The following is a 21540-nucleotide window of genomic DNA, read 5'->3' on the forward strand; positions in this document are numbered from 1 at the left end:
CGTCAGGCCCGGCGCCCGGTGCCCGTCAGCCCGGCGCCGTCAGCCCCGGCCGAAGAGCAGCGGCGAGGACCGCGCCGCCGCCTGCCGCAGCTCGGTCGCGATCAGCCCCGCCTGCACCCGCCGCTCCACGCCGAGCTTGGCGAGCAGCCGGGACACATGTCCCCCCGCTGTCCCGTCGCCATCCCGGGACGGCAACGCCCTGGAGGGACGTCCGGCGCACTGCTTGGCTGATCACCGCCTGCCCGGACGCCGTGCCGGGCCCACCGGAGGAGAACCTCATGAAGCGGACGAAGCTCGCCCTCAAGACGACGCTCGCCCTCGCCACCGCGGCCGCCACCCTCGCCCTGGCCGCCCCCGCCCAGGCAGCACAGGGCGTCTCGGACATCGGCGACGGCTATCCGAACAGCTACAACTCCGTCCACTGCGTGCAGACCGTCCTCAACAACTGGGTCGCCAACGTCGTGGGCAACCCGGGCGCCCAGGTGCAGGAGGACGGCATCTGGGGCCCGAAGACGAAGGGTCTGGTGACCTACTTCCAGCAGGTCCAGCACAACGCCGACCCGTCCGTCGGCGTGGACGGCATCGTCGGCCCGCAGACCGGCAACTACATGCTCTACAGCCACTCCCAGCCCTGCTACGCCTACATCCCGACCTACTTCTGATCCCTCCGCACCCCCGTCCCCGGCCCGCGCCGCCCCCATCCGGCGCGGGCCGGACGCCGTTCCCCGCGGCACGGGCACCCGGCCACGCGGGCACCGGCCACGCGGGCACCCGGCCGCGCCACCCGGCGAGCCGCCGCTCAACGGTCCTGCCGCCGGACGTCGCCCAGCCCCACCAGCAGGAAGGCCAGCGCCACACCCGCCCCGCCGACCGCCGCCAGCGCCACCTTCGAACCCGGCCCGCCCCCGTCGGACAGCAGGATCGCCGCCGCCCCCAGCGAGGCCACCGCCGCGCCCACCACCAGCCAGCCGGCCAGCGCGACGGCCGCCGGGCGGCCGCTCCGCGGCACCGGCCCGGCATCAAGGGCCGGGTCGAGGGCGGCCCAGCCGGCCGCGCTCTCCCGCTGCTCCTCGCGCCGGTCCCACAGCGCCCGCACCCGCAGGGCCGTACCTCCGATCAGCCCGGTGAGGGCCACCTGGGCGGCCGGATGCCAGTCGTGCAGGGCGAGCAGCAGTCCGCCCGCCAGGGCGAGCGCCGCCCACCAGAGCACGCAGGCCGCCGCCGCGGTGCGGGTGGAGCGGGGCCGGTCGGCACCGGCCTGGAGGTCGGCGATGGCGGGCAGGTACCAGACGCAGCCGCTCGCGGTGAGCGCGGCGGTGCCGATGGCGAGGACGGTGTGGGTCACGGGCCGGCCTTCCTTTGTCGCGGGGAGCACGGGAGACGGGGAGCACGGAAGTCGGGGGCACGGAAGTCGGGTGCCGTCCCCGCCGCCCGGGGGTAGCGACGCGGGCGGGGACGGCGTTCGGGAGGCGTCCTCAGCTGTCGGCGGCCGAGGACGACGAAGCGGACGAAGAGGACGCCGACGACGACGAGACCGCCGAGGCCGACCGCGCCCGCTCCGCCCGGCTCAGCGGCCGGTCGTACTTCACCGGCTCCACGTCGCCCAGGTACTGGGCCGGCTTCCCGGTGTGCTGCAGCACGTCCCGGGCCGCGATGTCCGGGTGGTGGAGGTCGAAGGCCGGGGATTCGGAGCGGATCCGCGGCAGCTTGACGAAGTTGTGCCGCGGCGGCGGGCAGGAGGTCGCCCACTCCAGCGAGCGGCCCCAGCCCCACGGGTCGTCCCCGGTGACGCGTTCGCCGTACTTGGCGGTCTTCCAGACGTTGTAGAGGAACGGCAGGATCGACAGCCCGAGCAGGAACGACCCGATGGTGGAGACGGTGTTCAGGGTGGTGAAGCCGTCCGAGGCCAGGTAGTCGGCGTACCGGCGGGGCATGCCCTCGGCGCCGAGCCAGTGCTGCACCAGGAAGGTCGTGTGGAAGCCGACGGTGAGCGTCCAGAAGGTGATCCGGCCGAGCCGCTCGTCGAGCTTCTTGCCCGTCATCTTGGGCCACCAGAAGTGGAAGCCAGCGAACATCGCGTACACCACGGTGCCGAACAGCGTGTAGTGGAAGTGCGCGACGACGAAGTACGAGTCGGAGACGTGGAAGTCGATCGGCGGCGCGGCCAGCAGCACGCCCGTCAGTCCGCCGAACAGGAAGGTCACCAGGAAGCCGACCGTCCACAGCATCGGCGTCTCGAAGCTCAGCGAGCCCTTCCACATGGTGCCGACCCAGTTGAAGAACTTCACGCCCGTCGGCACCGCGATCAGGAAGGTCATGAAGGAGAAGAACGGCAGCAGCACCTGCCCGGTGACGTACATGTGGTGCGCCCACACCGTCACCGACAGCCCGGCGATGGCCACCGTGGCGGCGATCAGCCCCGCGTAGCCGAACATCGGCTTGCGGCTGAACACCGGGATGACCTCCGAGACGATCCCGAAGAACGGCAGCGCCAGGATGTACACCTCCGGATGCCCGAAGAACCAGAACAGGTGCTGCCAGAGCATCGCCCCGCCGTTGGCCGGGTCGAAGACGTGCGAGCCGAACTTGCGGTCGCACTCCAGCGCCAGCAGCGCGGCGGCCAGCACCGGGAAGACCAGCAACACCAGCACCGAGGTGAGCAGCACGTTCCAGCAGAAGATGGACATCCGGAACATGGTCATCCCGGGGGCGCGCATGCAGAGGATGGTGGTGATGAAGTTGACCGCGCCGAAGATGCTGCCGAAGCCTGACAGCGTGACGCCCATGATCCACATGTCCGAGCCGACGCCCGGCGAGTGGACGGCGTCGGACAGGGGCGCGTAGAGGAACCAGCCGAAGTCTGCGGCGCCCTGCGGGGTGGCGAAGCCGGCCGCGGCGATCAGCGAGCCGAACATGAACAGCCAGTAGGACAGCATGTTCAGGCGCGGGAACGCCACGTCGGGCGCGCCGAGTTGCAGCGGCATGATCCAGTTGGCGAAGCCGGTGAACAGCGGCATCGCGAACAGCAGCAGCATCACCGAGCCGTGCATGGTGAACGCCTGATTGAACTGCTCGTTGGAGAGGATCTGCGTTCCGGGCCGGGCGAGTTCGGCGCGCATGACCAGCGCGAGGACGCCGCCGATCAGGAAGAACGCGAACGAGGACACCAGGTACATGGTGCCGATCGTCTTGTGGTCGGTGGTGGTCAGCAGCCTGACCACGGCCGAGCCGGGTCGACGGGCCCGAACCGGCCCGGCCGGCAGGGGCGTTGGCGGTGCGGTGGGGTCGCCCTGTGCCTGAGTGGCGCTCAAGGACGCACTCCTTCGGAACATCGTGCGAATGGATGGCGATCCATGATCCGAACGCACGCCCCGCGCGCCCCAGGGCCGTTGGGCCCGCCCGGCCGGGGCCGCTGGGCCCGAGTTCCCGACCCGCCACCGGGACCTCCCGACCGGGACCGGTACGGCGAACGGGCCGCACGCCGCCCCCGTCGACCGCTCGCACCCGGCTCGGCCCGTCGCCCAGCCCCGACCCCACCGGGCGCGGCCAACCCCTCGCAACGCCGACCCCGGCCCCGCGGTCCCGGGGCGGCCGGTCCTAGCCGGACCGGCCGGCGATGTTCGCCCGGGCAGCCGGCGGCCTCCACCCGCTCGCGGCGGCTCAGACCACCAGCCGGGCGAGCTGTCCGCGCTCCAGCGCGGCGTACACCGCACCGTCCGGCCCGACGGCGATCCCGTGCGGCTCGGCGCCCGGGCCGGGGATCGGGTACCCGTCCAGCCGGCCATCCGCGTCCAGCACGCCGATCCGGCCGGCGCCCCACTCGGTGAACCAGAGCCGCCCGTCCGGCCCGGCGGCGATCGCGTGCGGTTTGGCGGCGCGGTCGGCCAGCGGGTACTCGGTCACCGCCCCGTCCACGGTGATCCGCCCGACCAGCCCGCCGCCGATCCCGACGTACCAGAGCGCCCCGTCCGCCCCGGCGGTGATCCCGACCGGCGCGGTGCCTGCGGTAGGCAGCCGGTGGACGGCCACCTCGCCCTCGACGGTGATCCGGGCGACGGCGTCCGCCTGGTTGAGCGTGCACCACAGCGCGCCGTCCGCCCCGGCGGTGATCATCGACGGGAACGCCCCGGCGATCCGCAGCGGATGGTCCGTCACCTCCCCGGCAGCGGTGATCCGGCCCACCGCATCGGTGCCCATGGCGGTGAACCAGAGCGCCCCGTCCGGCCCCGCGGTGATCCCGTACGGCCCGGTGCCGCTCGGCAGCCCGAACGACGAGACCTCCCCGCCGGTCGTGATCCGCCCGATCCGGTGGTCCCGCATCCGGCTGAACCACAGCGCCCCGTCCGCCCCGGCGGTGATGACGGCCGGCCCGCAGCCGGGCACCCCCAGCCCGTACCGCTCCACCGAGCCGTCGGCCGACAGCCGCCCCACCTCGCCGGCGTGCACCAGGGTGAACCACACACCCCCGTCCGGCCCCACGGCCACCCCGTACGGGCCGGCCCCCGCCTCTGCCACCTCGAACAGTTCCATCAGCGCCCCTCCGAACTATCGCAACTCATGTCGCGTTAGTGATGCTGCCACGACCACCGAACCGACGGCAACCGGCTTCACTCAGGAGCGGACGCGACGTCCCGCAGCACTGAGATCACACCCATCCCCGCCGCGCAGACCGGCACCGCCAGCAGCGCCCCGATGATGCCCGCGACGCCGGAGCCGGCCACCACCGCGACCATGATGGTCGCCGGGTGCAGCTCGACCGTCCGGCTCTGGATGACCGGCTGCAGGATGTTGCCCTCGATCATCTGCACCGTCAGCACCACCCCGAGCGCCCACAACGCCGTGCCCAGCCCGCCGTCCGCGAGCGCCACCAGCACCGCCGCCGTGCCGGACAGGAACGCGCCGACGAACGGGATGTACGCGCCCATGAAGACCAGCGCGCCCAGCCCCGGGGCGCCGGGGACGCCCAGGGCGAGCAGCCCGACGGTGATGAAGCCCGCGTCGATCAGGGCGATCAGGGTGGTGCCGCGCATGAAACCGGCCATCGCCTCGAAGGCCCGCTCGGCGCAGGCGATCACGGTGTCGGCGCCGCGCCCGGGCAGGTGGGCGCGGATGGTGTCACTGGTGCGGTGGCCGTCCCGCAGGAAGAAGAAGACCAGGGCGAGCGCCAGCACGGCGCCGGTGATCACCTGGGTGAGCAGGCCGAGCCCGGACAGCACGCCGTTGGTCAGGGTCGAGACCAGCGAGTTGGTCTCGCCCTTGGCGTTGTTCAGCGCGTGCTCGATCTTCGCCCCGAACGGCCCGAGCCAGTCGGCCAGCCGCCGCCCGGCCGCCGGGAGCGAACCGGCGATCTGCGGGGCGCTGTGCACCAGGGAGTTGACCAGCAGGGCGATCACCCCGACCACCGCGACCACCAGCACCAGGCAGGTCAGCCCGGCCGCCAGGCCGCGGCCCACCCCCCGCCGGACCATCCAGGGCACCACCGGGTGGAGCAGCGAGACCCCCAGCAGCGCCAGGACGAACGGCACGGTGGCGGCCCGCAGCTCGACGAGCGCGAACACCACCAGCGAGCCCACGGTGATCAGCAGGATCACCGCCGCCGACCAGGCCGCCGCCCACCGCACCGCGGGCGGCAGCATCAGATAGGGCCTGCGGCGGTCGGGCCGCCCACCGGGCGGGCGCTCCACGGACACGGCCACCTCCGCCGAGGATCGTCGTTGAGTCCGAACCGACCCATCTCAACAGAGAATCTGACGATCTGCCCAATTTAGAGCCCGTTACGCCTGCTACGGGCCGTCACGGCCGCTCCGCCGCCTCGAACCGTACGGACCCGCCCCCGGCCGCACCCTGGCGGGCGCCCTCACCGGCGCCCGCGAAGGCCAGTACCCGCTCGGCCTCGGCCTCCGCCTCCGCACGGTCCGCCCGCGCCAGCCGGACGAACGGCTCGACGACCACGTCCTGCTCCGCCGTCAGCCGCCACGTCCCGGCGACCAGCCCGTCCACCAGCAGGGTTCCGGGCACCAGACCGTTCCGGGTCATCACCCGGTCCTTGTACTGCTCCGGCAGCACCCGGCTGCGGTCGGCGTGCGAGAGCAGCAGGTTGTCGAACGGCGCGACCAGCCGCACCGGCGCAGGGACGTCCGGCTCCGGGCGGGGCGCCTGCGGCAGGTCGTACAGCACCCGGCCCTGCTCGTCCCGGAAGGCCACCAGCCCCGGCGCGAGCCGCTTGAGCACGGGCCCCAGGCGACGGAGCCCGCACCACTTCTGCAGGTCGGCGGCGGTGGCCGGGCCGAAGGCGGCCAGGTAGCGCAGCACCAGCCGGTCCGGCGCGGGGGCGGGGTCGAGCGGCCGGCCGAGCCAGGCCTCCGCGGTGGTGTGGGCGGCCGGGCCGCTGCGACCCCACAGCCCGCGCGGCGGAACCTGGACCAGCGGCAGCAGGCAGCGCGCGGCCTGGGCCAGCGCCGCCGGGTCGCGGTCCGGCCGGGTGGCGGCCAGCAGCGCGCCGAGCTGCTGGAAGGTGCGCGGCTCCTCCTCGACCAGGGCGCGGGCCTCGGCGGCCAGCGCGGCCGGGTCGAGCCCGGCGAGCCGCTTGCCGTAGGTGGTGCGCAGCGCCTGGTCGAGGACGGGCTGGAGCAGCGGGCGCAGGGCCAGGCAGTCCTTGGCGGTGACCAGGTGGATGGTGCCGCGCTGGAGCGCGATCCGGACCGCGGCCCGCTGTTCGAGCAGGGTGCTGAGCCCGTCCGGGGTGAACCCGTCGAGGCGGGAGAGCAGTCCGAGGTAGGGCGGCTGCGGTACGGCCTGGGCCTGGAGCCCGCCGAGGTGGTGGACGACGTCGAGGGGCGCCAGGTCGGTGCGGGCGAGCAGGTGCTGACGGGCCAGCAGGGCGCGGCCCAGGGCCCGGGGGCCGAGCACCGTCACCGGCGGCCGTCCAGCACCGAGCGCAGGACGGAGATCCGGTTGCTGGTGATGGAGGCGGCCCCGGTGTCGCGCAGCCGGCGCATGGTGCGGCGCAGGTCGGCGGTCCAGGTGGAGACGGCGAGCCCCTCGTCCGCGGCGGCCGCCACGAAGGCGGGGGTGACCAGGCCGAACGGCGGGTTGAGGAAGCGCGGGCGCAGGTCGCGCAGCAGGGCGGGCGCGGGCATCCGGGGCTGCTTCCAGGTGAGCGCGATCTCGGCGTCCCGGCTGAGTCCGCGCACGGCGAGCATGGCGGTGGCGGGGCCGCAGAAGGCGACGAGGTCCTCGGCGCCGAGTCCGGTGACGACGTCCCAGGTGGCGGCGGCCGGGCCGGGCTCGTCCAGGTCGATCAGCAGTCGGCGGCCGTTCGCGGCGGCGACGGTCTTGATCGTCTCGGCGAGGGTGGGGACGGCCAGTTCGCCCTGGCGCAGTTCGGCCAGCTGCTCGGTGGTGACCCGGGCGATCGACCGCGGGTCGCCCCAGAGCCGCTCCAGGGTCCGGTCGTGCAACAGCACCGGGACCTTGTCGCGGGTCAGCTGGACGTCCACCTCGACGGCGTCGGCCCCGGCGGCGAGCGCGGACTCGACGGAGGCCAGGGTGTTCTCGCGGTGGCGGTAGGGGTCACCGCGGTGGGCGATGGCGAGCACCGGTCGGCGGTCGGCGGGGGTGGTCATCGGATCCTTCCGGAGAGCCAGGGGGTGAGGCCGTACAGACCGACCGGTTCGCGGTAGCCGGGCTCACCCGGGACGGTGACGATCAGGGTGGTGGCGGGCGGGAAGGTCCGGGCCTTGACGTGCACCAGGCCGGACCAGACGGAGTTCAGGAAGGCCGGGACGCCGTCGCGCGGAACGTCGAAGGCGATGCCCTCGACGGTCACCACGGCCTCGTCGTGGGTGAACAGCCGGACGGTGGTCACCGGGCTCCCGCCGAACTCCAGCAGCGCCTCGTGCGGGATGGCGCCCGCCCCGTCGTCCTGGCCGGCCAGTCCGGCGAAGGTCTGGTCGCTGCCGATGTCGTGCTGGGCGCGGACGGCCAGTCCGTGCCGGGCGGCGACGGCCTCGATCGCCAGGACGGCGGCCTGGGTGGTCGGCAGGTGCGGCTGGTGCGGTGGGTTCGGGGACGGCATCCGGGTCTCTCGTTTCGAAGAACGCGCAGGGAAGGCTAGCGGCGTTCGATCATCACATTGGTCGACTTGATGACCGCCGTGGCGGGAGCGCCCGGCACCAGGTTCAGCTCCTCCACCGAGTCCCGGCTGATCAGCGACACCACCCGGAACGGCCCGGCCTGGACCTCCACCTGCGCGGCCACGTCGCCGAGCCGCACCTCGGTGACGATCCCGGGGAAACGGTTGCGCGCCGAGGACGGCCGGCCCTCGGCCTCAGCGATCTCCGGCCGGGCCAGCTCGCGGGCGAAGGCGGCGAGTTCGACCCCGGGAATGATCCGGTGCCCGTGCTCGTCCCGCACCGCGGCGAGCTTCCCGGCGTCCACCCAGCGCCGCATGGTGTCCGCGCTGACGCCGAGCAGCGCGGCCGCCTCACCGATGCGGTACGGGTTGACCGGCACGTCGGGCTGGCCCATCTGCGTCTCCTGACGGTGGTTCGAGGTACGGGGTACGCGCCCCCCGGCCGCCATCCTGCCGTACCGGGGACGTCGGCGGGAAACGGCCTACGGCTCCCCGAAGAGGTCCCGCCGCACGGCGTCCCCCGCGGTGAGCACCGCCCCGGCGAGCACCGCGCCGCCGCCGGCCGTGCCGGCCCGCACCTCGGTGTGCAGCGGGGAGAGCCCGGCCAGCCACCGTTCCACCCGGCCGGCCAGTTCGGCGCCGCCGGCCCGGCCGATCTCGCCGCCGAGCACCAGGCAGCCGGGGTCGAGCACCACGCAGACGCTGGCCGCGCCGAGCGCGATCCGCTCGGCCAGCTCGTCCAGGAACGGCGCCCCCGCCGCCCCGGCGGCCAGCGCGGCGCGGACGGCGGCCTCGGCGGCGGCCGCGTCGTCGGCCGGGCCGGTGGGCAGTCCGTGGCGGCGGGCGAGGGCGCACAGGGCCGCGCTGCCGACCAGGCCGTGGAAGCCGCCCTCGCAGCTGTCGGCGCTGGGCAGTCCGGTGGCGCCGGGGACGGGCAGGAAGCAGATCTCGCCGGTGCCGCCGGAGAAGCCGCGGCGCAGCCGCCCGTCGAGGATGACGGCGGCGCCGACGCTGTGGCCGAGCCAGATCAGGACGAAGGTGTCGCGGTCGCGGGCGGCGCCGACCCGGTACTCGGCCCGGCCGGCCAGGTTGACCTCGTTCTCCAGGATCACCTCGGTGTCGGGCAACTCGCCCAGTGCGGTGAGGAGTTCGGCGTGCCAGCCGGGTAGCTGGCCGGTGCTGTGCAGCCGGCCGGTGGCGGGGTCGACCAGGCCGGGGGCGCCGACGGCGACGGTGTGCAGCCGGTCGACGCCGGCGGCGCGGGCGGTCTCCCGCAGGGTGCGCACGATCGCGGCGGCGGTGTCGGGGGTGCCGTCGCCCTCGACCGGGACCTCGGCGGTGCCGAGGGTGCGCCCGGCGAGGTCGGCGACGACCAGGCTGACCCCGCCTTCGCGCACGTCGAAGGCGGCGATGTGGGCGCGGGAGGCGACCAGCGCATAGAGCCGGGCGTTGGGGCCGCGCCGCTGTTCGCCGCGTTCGCCGACGACGGCGACCAGGCCGGTCCGCTGGAGGCGGTCGAGCAGGTCGGCGACGGTCGGCCGGGAAAGGCCGGTGAGGTCGCGCAGCTCGGTCGCGGTCAGGGGGCCCTGTTCGAGCAGGAGGTTGAGCGCCAGCCGGTCGTTGATCGCCCGGGCGGTGCTCGGCGTGGCCGTACGCGCGGTGGTCATGAGCGATCATCCTTCCAGAGTGTTTCTATCAGGGTCCCTTCCTGATAGTTTATCGAACCGTTCGGACCATCCGCCGGGAGGGAACCGCCGTACATGAACGAGCGAAGCGAGCGAAGCATCAGGAGCAGTGCCACCACCCTCGAACCACTCGTCGAACCACGCCGCTCGCGGCTGAGCATCGCGCTGGTCTTCGGCGTGCACGGCGCCGTCGGCGGCACCTTCGTCACCCGCATCCCGTGGATCCAGGACCGCCTGGACCTCTCCCCCGGGCAGCTCGGCCTCGCCCTGGTGATGCCCGCCATCGGCTCCTCCCTGGCGATGCCGCTGGCCGGGCGCTTCGTCCACCGCTACGGCGGCCGGGCCGCGGTGCGCGGGTTGATCTCGCTCTGGTGCCTGGCCCTGACCCTGCCCGCGCTCGCCCCCTCGCTGCCCGCACTCTGCGCGGTGCTGCTGGTGTACGGCGCCACGGCGGGCACGGCGGACGTCGCGATGAACGCCCAGGGCGTGGAGATCGAGCAGCGCCTCGGCCGCTCGATCATGTCCGGACTGCACGGGATGTGGAGCGCGGGCGGCCTGCTGGCCTCCGGCTTCGGCATCCTGGCCGCCCACCTCGACCTCGACGCCCGGCTCCAGCTGGCCGTCACCGCGCTCGTCCTGCTCGCCCTCGCCCAGCCGGTCTGCCGCGGCCTGCCCGACCTGCGCGCCCACGCGGAGGCCGAGGCACCCCCGCACTTCGCCCTGCCGCCGCGCAGCTCTCTGGTGATCGGCCTGGTCGGCTTCTGCGCGGTGTTCGGCGAGGGCGCCTCGATGGACTGGAGCGGCGTCTACCTGAAGGACATCACCGGCGCCTCGGCCACCGGCGCCGCCGCCTCGTACACCGCCTTCTCGCTCACCATGGCCGTCAGCCGGCTCGCCGGGGACGCCGTGGTCCGCCGCATCGGCGCCGTCCGCGCCACCCGGCTGGGTGGAGCGGTCGCCACCCTCGGCGGCCTGCTCGTGGTCGCCGCCGACACGCCGGCGCTGGCCATCCCGGGCTTCGCCCTGATCGGCGTCGGGGTCGCGGTGATCGTCCCGCTCGCCTTCGCCGCCGCCGGCCGGATCGGCCGCAACCCCAGCCAGGCCATCGCGGGCGTCGCCACCGTCACCTACACCTCCGGCCTGATCGCGCCCGCCGTGATCGGCGCCCTCGCCCAGGCCACCTCGCTGACCGTCTCCTTCGGCCTGGTCACCCTGCTCGCCTTCGCCCTGATGCTCAGCGCCGGGGCCCTGCGCCGGGCCGAGCCGGACTTCCCGGCGGCGGACGCGGGCGGCGACGTGCCCGCCATGTCACCGAACAACCCTTCCGGAAAGGACCTCTCCACGATATGAGCGGGAAGTCCACGGACCGTTCCCGCTCATACCGCCGAGCGCCGACCGCCGAGCGCCGAGCGCACTCCAACGCCCGGCGGTCCGCGCGATCCACAAGGGGATTCCCGATCCATCCGCCACGCCCCGGACGACGCACCGCCCGCCCCCGGCCGACGCCACCGGGTTCGCCGCCTCCCCGCCCGAGGCGACCACCGGCGTCGGCGTGCCCGTCCGGCCCCGCGCGAAATCCCTTTGCCCGTACGGCCGGTGTGGTCCGACACTGCCGTCATGCTCGGATTCGTCAGGACTGACAACGAAGCCCTGGTCTCCTGCCTGGGTGACCCCCAGCGCACCGTGGCCGCCTACCGGGAACTGCTCCGGCGCGCGGACGCCGCGCTCGGCGCCATCCGCGCGGGACTGTCGCACGACGACGCGGCCGTCCGGGAGGGCTGCTGCCGGCTGCTGGACCACCTGGTCGACACCGAGTCCATGGGCCTGCTCATCGGCATGGCCGACGACCCGGACGCCGAGGTGCGGATCGCCGCGTTCCACGCCCTCGCCTGCGACCGGTGCAAGGACGACGCCTGCGCACCGGGCGCGGACCGGGTGCTGGAACCGGCCCTGCGGCACCTGGCCGCCGACCCCGACCCCCGGGTCCGCACTCGGGCCGCCGAGCTCGTCGGCAAGTTCGCCCACACCGACGCCCGGGCCGCCGCCGCCCTCCAGGCGTCCCAGGCGCAGGACCCGAGCCCCGCGGTCCGCAAGAAGGCCGGCTGGTACGCCCCCGGCGGACCGATCCACCGACGGACCGCCCCGCGCCCCGGATAGCCGGGCCCCTCGGCTCCGGCCCGCTCCCCACCCGGCCGGCCCGCCACCGGGACCGGTTAGGCTCGGGCGGTGCCCGCAGCCCTGACCACGCCCCCCGCGCCGAGCGCCGCCGGACCCGCCGAGCCGGCGGAGGAGCCGCGCCCGGCCCGCTCGCCCTGGTGGCGGTTCGGCCTGCTGGTCCTGCTGCTGGGCGCGTGCGCGGGCTCGCTGCTGCTGTGGAGCCCGACGGGCCTGCTCGCCGGCGGACTGGCGGACCGGATGCCCGGCTACTGGTTCGCGCCGCTGTTCGCCCTGGTCTACGCCGTCGGCACGCTGGCCTTCGTGCCGCGCCCCGCGCTGAACGCCGTCGCCGGGCTGCTGCTGGGCGTCCAGCAGGGCGTGCTGCTCGCCGTGCTCGGCACCACCCTGGGTGCGGCGCTGGCCTTCGCCCTCGGCCGGAGCCTCGGCCGCGAGGCCCTGAAGCCCCATCTGCGCGGCAAGGTGCTCGGCGCCCTCGACCAGCGCTTCACCGAGCAGGGCTTCCGCAGCGTGCTGGTGCTGCGACTGCTCCCCGGCCTGCCGTTCCAGGCCGGCAACTACGGCGCCGCCTTCTCCGGGGTGCGCTTCCTCCCCTTCCTGTGCGCCACCGCGATCGGGGTGGTCCCGACCACCGCCGTGTACGTGGTCGCCGCCGCCAGCGCGGACCGGCCCGGCTCGGCGGCCTTCCTGGTCTCGGCCGGGGTGATCGCCCTGCTGGTGCTCGGCAGCCTGGTCGGCCTCTGGCGGGCCGCCGCCGCCCGCCGCCGGGCCCGGGCCCGGGCCCACCGACCGTAGGCGCACCCGCGCTGCGCGCCGCCCCCACAAACCGGTCGCGCCCGCGCCCGTCGGTGGCCAGGATGTCCGGCATGACCGAACTCACCCCGCGGGTCGACCCGCCGATGGCCGCCGACGAGGCCGCCATGCTGACCGCCTGGCTCGACTTCCACCGCAGCACCCTCGCCCTCAAGTGCGCGGGCCTGACCGACGACCAACTGCGGCTGCGCTCCGTCCCGCCGTCCTCGCTCTCGCTGCTCGGCCTGGTCCGGCACTTGACCGAGGTGGAGCGGTACTGGTTCCAGGGTGTCCTGCTCGGCGCGGAGGTGGGCACCGGCCCCTACTGCACCGACGCGGACCCGGACGGCGACTTCGACAACGTCGACACCGCCGACGTGGCCGCCGACCTCGCCACCTGGCGCGCCGAGATCGAGGGCGCCCGCCGCGCGTCGGCCGGCGTGCCGCTGGACACCGTCGGCAAGCGGCTGCGCCAGGACCGGGAAGTGACGCTCCGCTGGATCCTCGTCCACATGATCGAGGAGTACGCGCGACACAACGGTCACGCGGATTTGCTGCGCGAACTGGTGGACGGTTCGACCGGCGAGTGAAATCGTTTCCGCATTGTTGACGGAAGGTCAATTACGCGGTGACCGCGACCGATATGGTCTACGCGCGCAACCGTACGGCCCTGCGCCGCGTCGCTCTCTTTTGCCCGGGTCCGCCCGGGTTTCCGGCGCGGCACGACTCGTACGGGGGCCGCGAGCGGGCACGGGACCGGTGAACAGTGCGATACTCGGACAGTTCCGACGAGTGGATGACGTGTCAAGAAGGACACCGTCCACCCCCGGGGGACCAGACGGGACGAGGCAGGGAGGCGCGGCATGGGAGCACTTCGCGACGAGCACCACAACGGGTGGCTGATGCCCTCCGGGAACTACCCGGCCGCGGTGTACGACGACGAGTGGGTGGATCAGGAGACGGTTCCCGCCGTTCCCGCGCCCACGAAGATCGTCTCCCTGCGGCCGACGGGCTTCGAGGCGGCCCGCACGGTCGGTGAGCACATCCGGGCGAGCACCCCGGTGGTGATGGACCTCACCGAGATGAACGAGGCCGAGGCCAAGCGCATGGTCGACTTCGCCTCCGGCCTGATCTTCGGGACCAGGGGGGGCATCGAGCGGATCGCCCGCCGGGTCTTCCTGCTCACCCCGGCGGACGTCGAGGTGATGGTGATCGACCGCCCGATGGACGACACCGGGTTCTACAACCAGAGCTGAGCGCGGCGGCACCGGCCGCACGGCGCGCACCACCCCGACCGGGGACGGCACACCAGCCGTCCCCGGTTTTCGCTGTCCGGAGGCCTTCCGCCGATGATGCAGATGAGAGCCCCAGAATAATTTTGAGACATACATGTCTCATCTGGACTACACTCGAATCATGGCCACTGACCGCGACACCGTTCTGGAAGCCGCCGTCGGCGTGCTCTCCCGCCGCCCCACCGCCCACCTGGACGAGATCGCCCGCGCCGCGCACATCAGCCGGGCCACCCTGCACCGGCTCTTCCCCGGGCGCGAGGCACTGATCCGCGAGGTCGGCCTGCTCGGCCTCCAGCGCTTCGCCGCCGCCCTCGACACCGCCGCCATCGAGGACGGCGACGCCGAGGCCGCGCTGCGCCGACTGGTGGACGCCGCCGTCCCGGACGCCATGCTCTGCGCCTTCCTGGCCGGCGAGAACCAGCTCTACGACAACGACGAGATCAACGACCTCTGGGAGGTCCAGATCGACCGGCTGCACGCGCTCTTCCTGCGCGGGCAGCGCGAGGGCGCCTTCCGGATCGAGCTGAGCGCCGCCTGGCTGAGCGAGGCCTTCTTCGACCTGGTGGCCGGCATCGGCTGGGCCATCCAGGACGGCCGGCTCGCCCCGCGCGACGCCGCCTTCTCGCTCGCCGAGCTGTTCCTCGGCGGTGCGCTGCGCCGGCCGGAGGCCTCCGTCCACACTCCCCCCACCCACAGCACCTCGGACCGGAAACCGGAAACCGATACACCATGAACGAGCGAAGCGAGCGAATCATCAGGGACGGCGCATATGGCGAAGCGCCTGCCGAGCGTAGCGAGGTGGGCGCATGAGCAGGACCCCTCCGCTGACCGTCCGCCAGCGCTGGACCGGCCTCGCCGTCCTGGTGCTGGCCGTCACCGTGGTCGCCCTCGACGCGACCGTGCTCTCCCTCGCCATCCCCTCCATCAGCGAGACGCTGCGCCCCAGCGGCACCCAGCTGCTCTGGATCGGCGACTCCTACTCCTTCGTACTGGCCGGCCTGCTGGTCAGCATGGGCGCCCTGAGCGACCGGATCGGCCGCAAGAAGCTGCTGCTGACCGGGGCCGCCGCCTTCGGCGCCGCCTCGCTGCTGGCCGCGTACGCGCCGGGGCCGGGCTGGCTGATCCTGGCCCGGGCGCTGCTCGGCGTCGCCGGGGCGACGATCATGCCCTCCACCCTCTCGCTGATCCGCAGCCTGTTCCCGGACGACCGGGAGCGGGCCACCGCGATCGGCATCTGGGGCGCGGCCGCCACCGCCGGCGCCGCGCTCGGGCCGGTGGTGGGCGGGCTGCTGCTGGAGCACTTCTGGTGGGGCTCGGTGTTCCTGCTGAACATCCCGGTGCTGCTCCTGCTACTGGTGTCCGGTGCCTGGCTGCTGCCGGAGTCCAAGGACCCGAAGCCGGGCCGCTGGGACGTGCTGAGCGTGGTGCTGTCGATGGCCGGGGTGATCGGCGCGGTCTACGCGATCAAGGAGGCCGCCGCCCACGGCGTGGCCCGTCGGGACGTCCCGGTCGCCTTCCTGCTGGGTGCGGCCGCGCTCACCCTGTTCGTCCGCCGCCAGCTGCGGCTGGAGACCCCGCTGCTGGACGTCCGGCTGTTCCGCGACCGGCGGTTCACCGCCGCCGTCACGGCTTCGCTGATCTCCCTGGTCGGCCTGTCCGGCGTGATCTTCGTGGTCTCCCAGTACCTCCAGCTGGTGCGCGGCTACGAGCCGCTCCAGGCGGGCCTGGCGGAGCTGCCGGCTTTCGCCGGCTCGGTGGCCGGCGGGCTGCTCACCGCCCGGATCGCCCGGCGCTTCGGAGCCCGCAAGGCGCTGACCGTCAGCCTGCTGGCGATGGGTCTGGCCGCGGGTGCGCTGGGCTGGCTGCAGCAGGACACCACCTATCTGCTGCTGGCCGTCTCCTTCCTCATCACTGGCACCGCCGAGGGCGTGGTCTACACGCTCGGCGCCGACCTGGTGCTGACCGCCGCGCCCGCCGACAAGGCCGGGGCCGCCTCGGCGGTCTCCGAGACGGCGTACGAGCTGGGCACCGCGCTCGGCATCGCGCTGGTCGGCTCGGTGGTCGGCTCGATCTACGCCAACGGGCTGGCCGTCCCGGCCGGAGCCTCCCCGGAGGTCGCCGCCCGGGCCGGGGAGTCGCTGGGCTCGGCCGTGGAGACGGCGCACGGGCTGTCGCCGGAGGTGGCGCAGCCGCTGCTGGCGAGCGCCAAGGACGCCTTCGTGCAGGGCATGAACAGCGCCGGGCTGCTGGCCGGGGTGCTGCTGGTCGGTGCGGGCGTGCTGGCCTGGCTGCTGCTGCGCGGACTGCCCGGGCCGACGACGGCGGCCGAGCAGGTCGCGGCGGTCGAGCCGGAGCGGCCGCAGGTACACGTATGAGGACCAGGTGCACGCCGAAGGACGCAGGAAGGTGAGAACGGTCGTTCCCCGATCCGGGAACGGCCGTTCCCACACGGACGGAACGCGCTACGAGACCCCGAAGGGCAGTTCCAGCTCGGCCCAGACCACCTTGCCGTCCCTGGTCAGCCGGCTGCCCCAGCGCTGGGCCAGCTCACTGACCAGGAACATCCCGCGCCCGCCCTCGTCCTGTTCGGCGAAGGGGCGCAGCTGCGGCGTCTGGCCGCCGGCATCGGAGACCTCGAGGGTGAGCACCCGGTCGCGGAACAGTCGCAGCCGGCGCGGTGCCTCGGCGTGCAGCAGGGCGTTCGTGACCAGCTCGCTGACCAGCAGTTCGGCGTAGTCGGAGAGCGCGTTCAGGCCCCAGGCCTCCAGGGTGGCGCGGGTGAAGCGGCGGGCCCGGCCGGGGAGCTTGCCACCGCCGGTGAGCGGCAGGGTGGCGATCCGGTCGGCGGGCACCGGTAGCGCCCGGGCCATGATCATCGCGATGTCGTCCTCGGTGCCGTCGGTGACCAGCGCGCCGATCACCGCGTCGCAGCTCTCCTCCAGCGTCCGGCCGGGCCCGGCCAGGGTGCGGGCGAGCAGGTCGATGCCGTGGTCGAGGTCCTGGCCGCGCCGCTCGACCAGGCCGTCGGTGTAGAGGGCGAGCATGGCGCCCTCCGGGAGGGTGAAGCCGATGGACTCGAAGGCGACCCCGCCGACGCCCAGCGGAACGCCGGGCGGCACCTCGATCCTGCGGGCGGCGCCGTCGGTGCCGACCCAGACCGGCGGCAGGTGCCCGGCCGAGGCGACCTGGAGGGTGCGCTCCAGCGGGTCGTAGACGGCGCAGATGCAGGTGGCGAACTGGCCCTCGCCGATCCCCGAGGCGGTCTCGTCCAGTCGGGTGAGCACCTGCTCGGGCGGCATGTCGAGGGTGGCGAGGGTGCGGGCGACGGTGCGCAGCTGGCCCATGGTGGCGGCGGCCCGGATGCCGTGACCCATCACGTCGCCGACCACCAGGGCGACCCGCCCGCAGGACAGCGGCACCACGTCGAACCAGTCGCCGCCGACCTCGCTGACCACGCTGCTGGGCAGGTAGCGGTAGGCGATCTCCAGGCCGAGGGTGCGATGGATCTCCTGCGGCAGCAGGCTGCGCTGGAGGGTGAGGGCGGTCTCCCGCTCCCGGCGGTAGAGCCGGGCGTTGTCGAGGGCGAGGGCGGTGCGGGCGACGAGCTCCTCGGCCAGCGCGACGTCGGCGTCGTTGAACGGCTCGGGGTTGCGCATCCGGATGAACTCGGAGCCGCCGAGCACCATGCCCCGGGCGGTGATCGGCACCATCAGGTACGAGTGGATGCCGGCCGCGATCCCGGGGGCGACCCGGTCCTCGCTGGAGACCAGGCCGCGCAGCACCTCCTCGTCCACGTGGGCGCGCAGCAGCGGGCGGCCGCTGCGCAGGCACTGGGTGTAGCTGCGGTCGGGGGCGTATTCGGAGGTCTCGCCGACCACGTCGACGGCGTGGGCCAGGCCGCTCTCGTAGTTCTCCCCGACGGCGACGGCGCGCAGGGTGACCGTCCGGTCGGAGGGGATCGGAGTGGGCTCGGCGCCGCGCAGCACCGGCTCCAGCAGGTCGACGGTGGCGAAGTCTGCGAACCGGGGGACGACCGCCTCGATCAGTTCCTCTGCGGTGCGCTGGAGGTCGAGGGTGGTGCCGATCCGGGCGGTGGCCTCGGCGATGGTGGCCAGGCGCTCCTGGGCGCGGGCGGCCCGGGCCTCGGCCTGGAAGCGTTCGGTGACGTCGATGATCGAGGAGCAGACGCCGAAGACCCGACCGGTGGAGTCCTCCAGCCGGAAGTAGGAGGCGGACCAGGCGCGGTCCCGCTTGGGGTCGCCCGGGACGCGGCCGTGCGAGCGGGCGTCCACCACGGGCTTGCCGGTCTTGAGGACCTGCCTCATGGTCTGTTCGATCTCGGCGCCGTTGAGGCCGGGCAGGACGGCGGATATCCGTCTGCCGAGATGGGCGGCGACCGGGACGCCGTTCATCCGGGCGAGGGCCTCGTTGAGCCGGACGTAGCGCAGCTCGGTGTCGTACACGGCCATGCCGATCGGGGAGCGGCCGAAGATGCCGTCCAGCACGGCGAGGTCGGCCTCGATGGCGTGGACGGCCCGGGTGTCCGAGGCGGTGGCGAGCAGCAGCAGGGTCCCGGCCGGGCCGGCGATCGGGTAGGTGCGGAACTCCAGCTCGACCTTGTGGCCGTCGCGGTGGCGGACCGGGAAGACGAAGGAGGTGTCGGCACCGGACAGGATCCGCTGGAAGATCGCGAGCACGGCGGCGCGGTCGCTCTCGTCGGTGAGCAGCTGGGCGGCGTAGCTGCCGAGGGCCTCCGCCGCGGTGTAGCCGAGCAGCACCTCGGCGTCCTCGCTCCAGTGCAGGATCAGACCGTCGGCCTGCACCAGGACCGTGGCGAGCGGGACGAGTCGGTGGCCCTCGGGGCGTGCGGGGTCACCGTCCGGCGCGTGGCCGGCGTCGGTCGCGTCCCACTCGTGTCCGTGCATTCAGGCAGCACCCCGGTTCGGCTCGTGCCCGGCCGGACGGCCTCGCGGTCGGTGCCGGCCGGGTTTCTTCTCCAGACTGCACGGACATCGGCCGCCCGGCGACCCCTTGGTCAGGAGGCGTCCGGCCGCTCGGTTGTACGGGCGTCATGGGCGTACCGGCCGCAGCGTACTCTCCAGAACGCCCGCCCACTGCCGGATCACTCCGGAACGTCGAGGGCTGTCGTCGGTGAGCAGGTTGGCCAGGCCGAGGCCGCGGGCGAGGTCGAGGGTGGCCTGCACCGATTCGCGCACGCCCGGGCGGGTCTCGTCGGCGTCCAGGAACTCCACGGCGGCCCGGTGGGCCTCCCGGCCGACGTGGCCCTCCAGGGCGACGATCCGCTCGCGCAGCCCGTCCTCGGTGGCGGCCGCGGTCCACAGGTGGAGGGCGGCACGGAACAGCGGGCCGGTGTAGAGGCGGACGATCATGTCGACCACGGCGCGGGTGCGGTCGGGGCCGGCGGCCGGCAGGTCGTCCGCGTGGGCGCGGACGGCTGCCAGCCGCTCGGCGGTGACGTGCTCGACGGCCGCGGTGAAGAGGTCCTCGCGGGTCGGGAAGTGGTGCTGGGCGGCGCCCCGGGAGACGCCGGCCCGTTCGGCGACCACGGTGACGGTGGAGCCCTGCCAGCCGAGCTCGGCCAGGCAGTCCACGGCGGCCGCGAGCAACCGGGCCCGGGTCGCGCGGCTGCGGTCCTGCTGGGGGGTGCGGACGGCGGGCTGGCTGGTCATGGCGGGTGGCGGTTCCTGTGTCGATGGGGTCCGTCCCGGTCGGGGCGCGGCGGGTCGATCCTCACAGACCGGCCCCGGTCTTCGGCCGCCGGGTCCCGGGCCGCCGCTCAGGTGGCCGCCCCGGTGCGGGCGGCCTCGCGGGCGCGCAGTTCGCGGCGGAGGATCTTGCCGGCCGCGGACTTGGGGACGGCATCCACGAACTCGACCGCGCGCACCTTCTTGTAGGCGGCGACGAGCCCGGCCACGTAGCCGGTGACCTCCTCCGCGGTCAGGCCGCTGCCCGGGGCGCGGACCACGAAGGCCTTGGGGCACTCCGTCCCGTCGGCGTCCCGGACACCGATCACGGCGGCGTCGGCGATCTGCGGGTGGCCGAGCAGCACCGCCTCCAGTTCGGCGGGGGCGACCTGGTAGCCCTTGTACTTGATCAGCTCCTTGACCCGGTCCACCACGAAGAGGTAGCCGCGCCCGTCGACGTAGCCGACGTCGCCGGTGTGCAGCCAGCCGTCGGCGTCGACCATGGCGGCGGTCTCGGAGGGGCGGCCGAAGTAGCCCTTCATCACCTGCGGGCCGCGGATCAGCAGCTCGCCCTGCTCGCCGGGCCCGAGGTCGTCGCCGGAGCCGTCCAGGGCGGCGACCCTCAGTTCGGTGGAGGGGACCAGCCGGCCGACCGAGCCGGGCACCGGGTCCTGCTCGGTCGGCGAGACCACGTGGGTGACCGGGGACAGCTCGGTCATCCCGTAGCCCTGGAGCAGGTGGGGCAGGCCGAGCCGGCGGGCGCAGGACTCGGCGAGGTCCTGGTCCAGCGGGGCGGCGGCGCACAGCAGGTAGTCGACCGAGGAGAGGTCGAAGCGGTCCACGACCGGGTGCTTGGCCAGGGCGAGGACGATCGGCGGGGCGACCACCAGGCCCTGCACCCTGTGCCGCTCGATCGCGCCGCAGAACTGCTCCAGGTCGAAGCGGGGTAGCACGACCACGGTGGCGCCGCACCGCAGCGGCTGGTTGAGCAGCGCCGTCAGGCCGTAGATGTGGAAGAAGGGCAGCACGGCGAGCACCCGTTCGCCCACCGAGGGGCGGTAGAGGGCGTCGGTCTGGGCGAGGTTGGTGGCGATCGAGCGGTGGGTGAGCATCACCCCCTTGGGCAGGCCGGTGGTGCCGCTGGAGTACGGCAGCACGGCGACGTCCTCACCCGGGGCGATGGCGGGCTCGGGGGCGGGGCCGGTGGCGGCCAGCAGGTCGGCGAGCGAGCGGTGGCCCTCGGCGCCGTCCAGCACGATGATCTCGGCCAGCGGGCGGCCGGCGGCGGCGAGCAGTTCGGCGGCGGCCAGCGCGGTCGGCAGGAACGGGGAGACGGTGATCAGCCAGCGGGCGGCGCTGTCGCCGAGCTGGCCGGCCAGTTCGCCGGGAGTGCTGAGCGAGGACACCGTGGTCACGGTGGCGCCGGTCCGGCTGGTGCCGTAGTAGGCCATCGGGTAGACCACCGAGTTGGGGCTGAACAGGGCCACCACCTCGCCCTTGCGCACCCCCGCCTCGGCCAGTCCGGCCGCGACCCGCTCGACGGAGGTGGCGAGCCGTGCGTAGCTGACCTCCTCGCCGGTGATGCCGTCGATCAGGGCCGGCCGGTCGCCGTACCGGGCGGCGGCCTCCAGCACCGCGTCATGGATCGGCAGGTCGATGACCGGGACGTCCGGGAACTCGCTACGGAACACCAAGGTATGCCTCCAGTAGGGAAGTTGACGCAGCAACTAAACCCGCGAGCACGGGTGGAACGG

At 74.0% G+C, this 21540-nt stretch carries 19 protein-coding genes and 1 pseudogene; 8 read left to right on the plus strand and 12 right to left on the minus strand.

The genetic code is table 11. The annotated features are described in order from the left end of the window. The first annotated feature begins 278 nt into the window (after positions 1-278). Positions 279-662: a peptidoglycan-binding domain-containing protein gene (locus ACZ7BZ_RS11135; RefSeq protein ID WP_470358120.1), complete on the plus strand. Its 384-nt coding sequence runs from the start codon at positions 279-281 to the stop codon at positions 660-662. A 137-nt stretch (positions 663-799) separates the two neighbouring features. On the opposite strand, the gene ACZ7BZ_RS11140 is transcribed toward ACZ7BZ_RS11135, so the two are convergent. The 9 genes and pseudogenes from ACZ7BZ_RS11140 to ACZ7BZ_RS11180 all read right to left on the minus strand — a co-directional run bounded on the left by ACZ7BZ_RS11140 (position 800) and on the right by ACZ7BZ_RS11180 (position 9801). After that, positions 800-1345 carry a hypothetical protein gene (locus ACZ7BZ_RS11140; RefSeq protein WP_470358121.1) on the minus strand — a complete coding sequence of 182 codons (546 nt, stop codon included), beginning with the start codon at positions 1343-1345 and terminating at the stop codon, positions 800-802. 295 nt (positions 1346-1640) lie between these two features. Next, a pseudogene (gene ctaD / locus ACZ7BZ_RS11145) lies at positions 1641-3311 on the minus strand (aa3-type cytochrome oxidase subunit I); the annotation flags it as partial. Positions 3312-3660: 349 nt separating this feature from the next. Beyond that, positions 3661-4530: a Vgb family protein gene (locus ACZ7BZ_RS11150; RefSeq protein WP_470358122.1), complete on the minus strand. Its 870-nt coding sequence runs from the start codon at positions 4528-4530 to the stop codon at positions 3661-3663. Between the two features lie 77 nt (positions 4531-4607). Then, positions 4608-5690: an AI-2E family transporter gene (locus ACZ7BZ_RS11155; protein WP_470358123.1), complete on the minus strand. Its 1083-nt coding sequence runs from the start codon at positions 5688-5690 to the stop codon at positions 4608-4610. 103 nt (positions 5691-5793) lie between these two features. Continuing rightward, complete coding sequence (locus tag ACZ7BZ_RS11160) at positions 5794-6915, minus strand: winged helix DNA-binding domain-containing protein (RefSeq protein WP_470358124.1); 1122 nt, start codon at positions 6913-6915, stop codon at positions 5794-5796. Then, a complete protein-coding gene (locus tag ACZ7BZ_RS11165; RefSeq protein WP_470358125.1) occupies positions 6912-7625 on the minus strand; it encodes a glycerophosphodiester phosphodiesterase in 714 nt (237 codons plus the stop codon). Before ACZ7BZ_RS11165 ends, ACZ7BZ_RS11160 begins: the two co-directional genes overlap by 4 nt. Then, a complete protein-coding gene (locus ACZ7BZ_RS11170; protein ID WP_470358126.1) occupies positions 7622-8077 on the minus strand; it encodes a hypothetical protein in 456 nt (151 codons plus the stop codon). Before ACZ7BZ_RS11170 ends, ACZ7BZ_RS11165 begins: the two co-directional genes overlap by 4 nt. Before the next feature lie 35 nt (positions 8078-8112). Beyond that, the gene (locus tag ACZ7BZ_RS11175) at positions 8113-8529 is read right to left on the minus strand and encodes a TOBE domain-containing protein (protein WP_470358127.1); all 417 of its coding nucleotides are present in this window, start codon (positions 8527-8529) and stop codon (positions 8113-8115) included. Between the two features lie 87 nt (positions 8530-8616). Beyond that, positions 8617-9801, minus strand: a complete 1185-nt coding sequence (locus ACZ7BZ_RS11180) for an ROK family transcriptional regulator (protein WP_470358128.1) — start codon at positions 9799-9801, stop codon at positions 8617-8619. A 93-nt stretch (positions 9802-9894) separates the two neighbouring features. Between ACZ7BZ_RS11180 and ACZ7BZ_RS11185 the strand changes: the two genes are divergently transcribed. The 7 genes from ACZ7BZ_RS11185 to ACZ7BZ_RS11215 all read left to right on the plus strand — a co-directional run bounded on the left by ACZ7BZ_RS11185 (position 9895) and on the right by ACZ7BZ_RS11215 (position 16456). Further along, positions 9895-11169 carry an MFS transporter gene (locus ACZ7BZ_RS11185; protein WP_470358129.1) on the plus strand — a complete coding sequence of 425 codons (1275 nt, stop codon included), beginning with the start codon at positions 9895-9897 and terminating at the stop codon, positions 11167-11169. 267 nt (positions 11170-11436) lie between these two features. Next, positions 11437-11976 (plus strand): HEAT repeat domain-containing protein, encoded by a 540-nt coding sequence (locus tag ACZ7BZ_RS11190; RefSeq protein ID WP_470358130.1) that lies wholly within the window; start codon positions 11437-11439, stop codon positions 11974-11976. Between the two features lie 69 nt (positions 11977-12045). Continuing rightward, a complete protein-coding gene (locus tag ACZ7BZ_RS11195; protein WP_470358131.1) occupies positions 12046-12789 on the plus strand; it encodes a TVP38/TMEM64 family protein in 744 nt (247 codons plus the stop codon). Positions 12790-12851: 62 nt separating this feature from the next. Further along, a complete protein-coding gene (locus tag ACZ7BZ_RS11200) occupies positions 12852-13376 on the plus strand; it encodes a DinB family protein (protein ID WP_470358132.1) in 525 nt (174 codons plus the stop codon). Positions 13377-13649: 273 nt separating this feature from the next. Further along, entirely contained in the window at positions 13650-14042 is a 393-nt protein-coding gene (locus ACZ7BZ_RS11205) for a cell division protein SepF (RefSeq protein ID WP_380455024.1), read from the plus strand. 160 nt (positions 14043-14202) lie between these two features. Then, positions 14203-14814, plus strand: a complete 612-nt coding sequence (locus ACZ7BZ_RS11210; RefSeq protein WP_380455022.1) for a TetR/AcrR family transcriptional regulator — start codon at positions 14203-14205, stop codon at positions 14812-14814. A gap of 73 nt (positions 14815-14887) precedes the next feature. Continuing rightward, a complete protein-coding gene (locus tag ACZ7BZ_RS11215; protein WP_470358133.1) occupies positions 14888-16456 on the plus strand; it encodes an MFS transporter in 1569 nt (522 codons plus the stop codon). Between the two features lie 87 nt (positions 16457-16543). Here the strand turns inward: ACZ7BZ_RS11215 and ACZ7BZ_RS11220 are convergent, their stop codons facing one another. From ACZ7BZ_RS11220 to ACZ7BZ_RS11230, 3 genes are all read right to left on the minus strand, one after another. Beyond that, a complete protein-coding gene (locus tag ACZ7BZ_RS11220; RefSeq protein ID WP_470358134.1) occupies positions 16544-19006 on the minus strand; it encodes a SpoIIE family protein phosphatase in 2463 nt (820 codons plus the stop codon). A 144-nt stretch (positions 19007-19150) separates the two neighbouring features. Further along, complete coding sequence (locus ACZ7BZ_RS11225; RefSeq protein WP_470358135.1) at positions 19151-19771, minus strand: TetR/AcrR family transcriptional regulator; 621 nt, start codon at positions 19769-19771, stop codon at positions 19151-19153. Between the two features lie 107 nt (positions 19772-19878). Then, a complete protein-coding gene (locus tag ACZ7BZ_RS11230; protein WP_470358136.1) occupies positions 19879-21480 on the minus strand; it encodes a 4-coumarate--CoA ligase family protein in 1602 nt (533 codons plus the stop codon). Positions 21481-21540 lie beyond the last annotated feature (60 nt).

The organism is Kitasatospora sp. NPDC036934 (assembly GCF_055608425.1).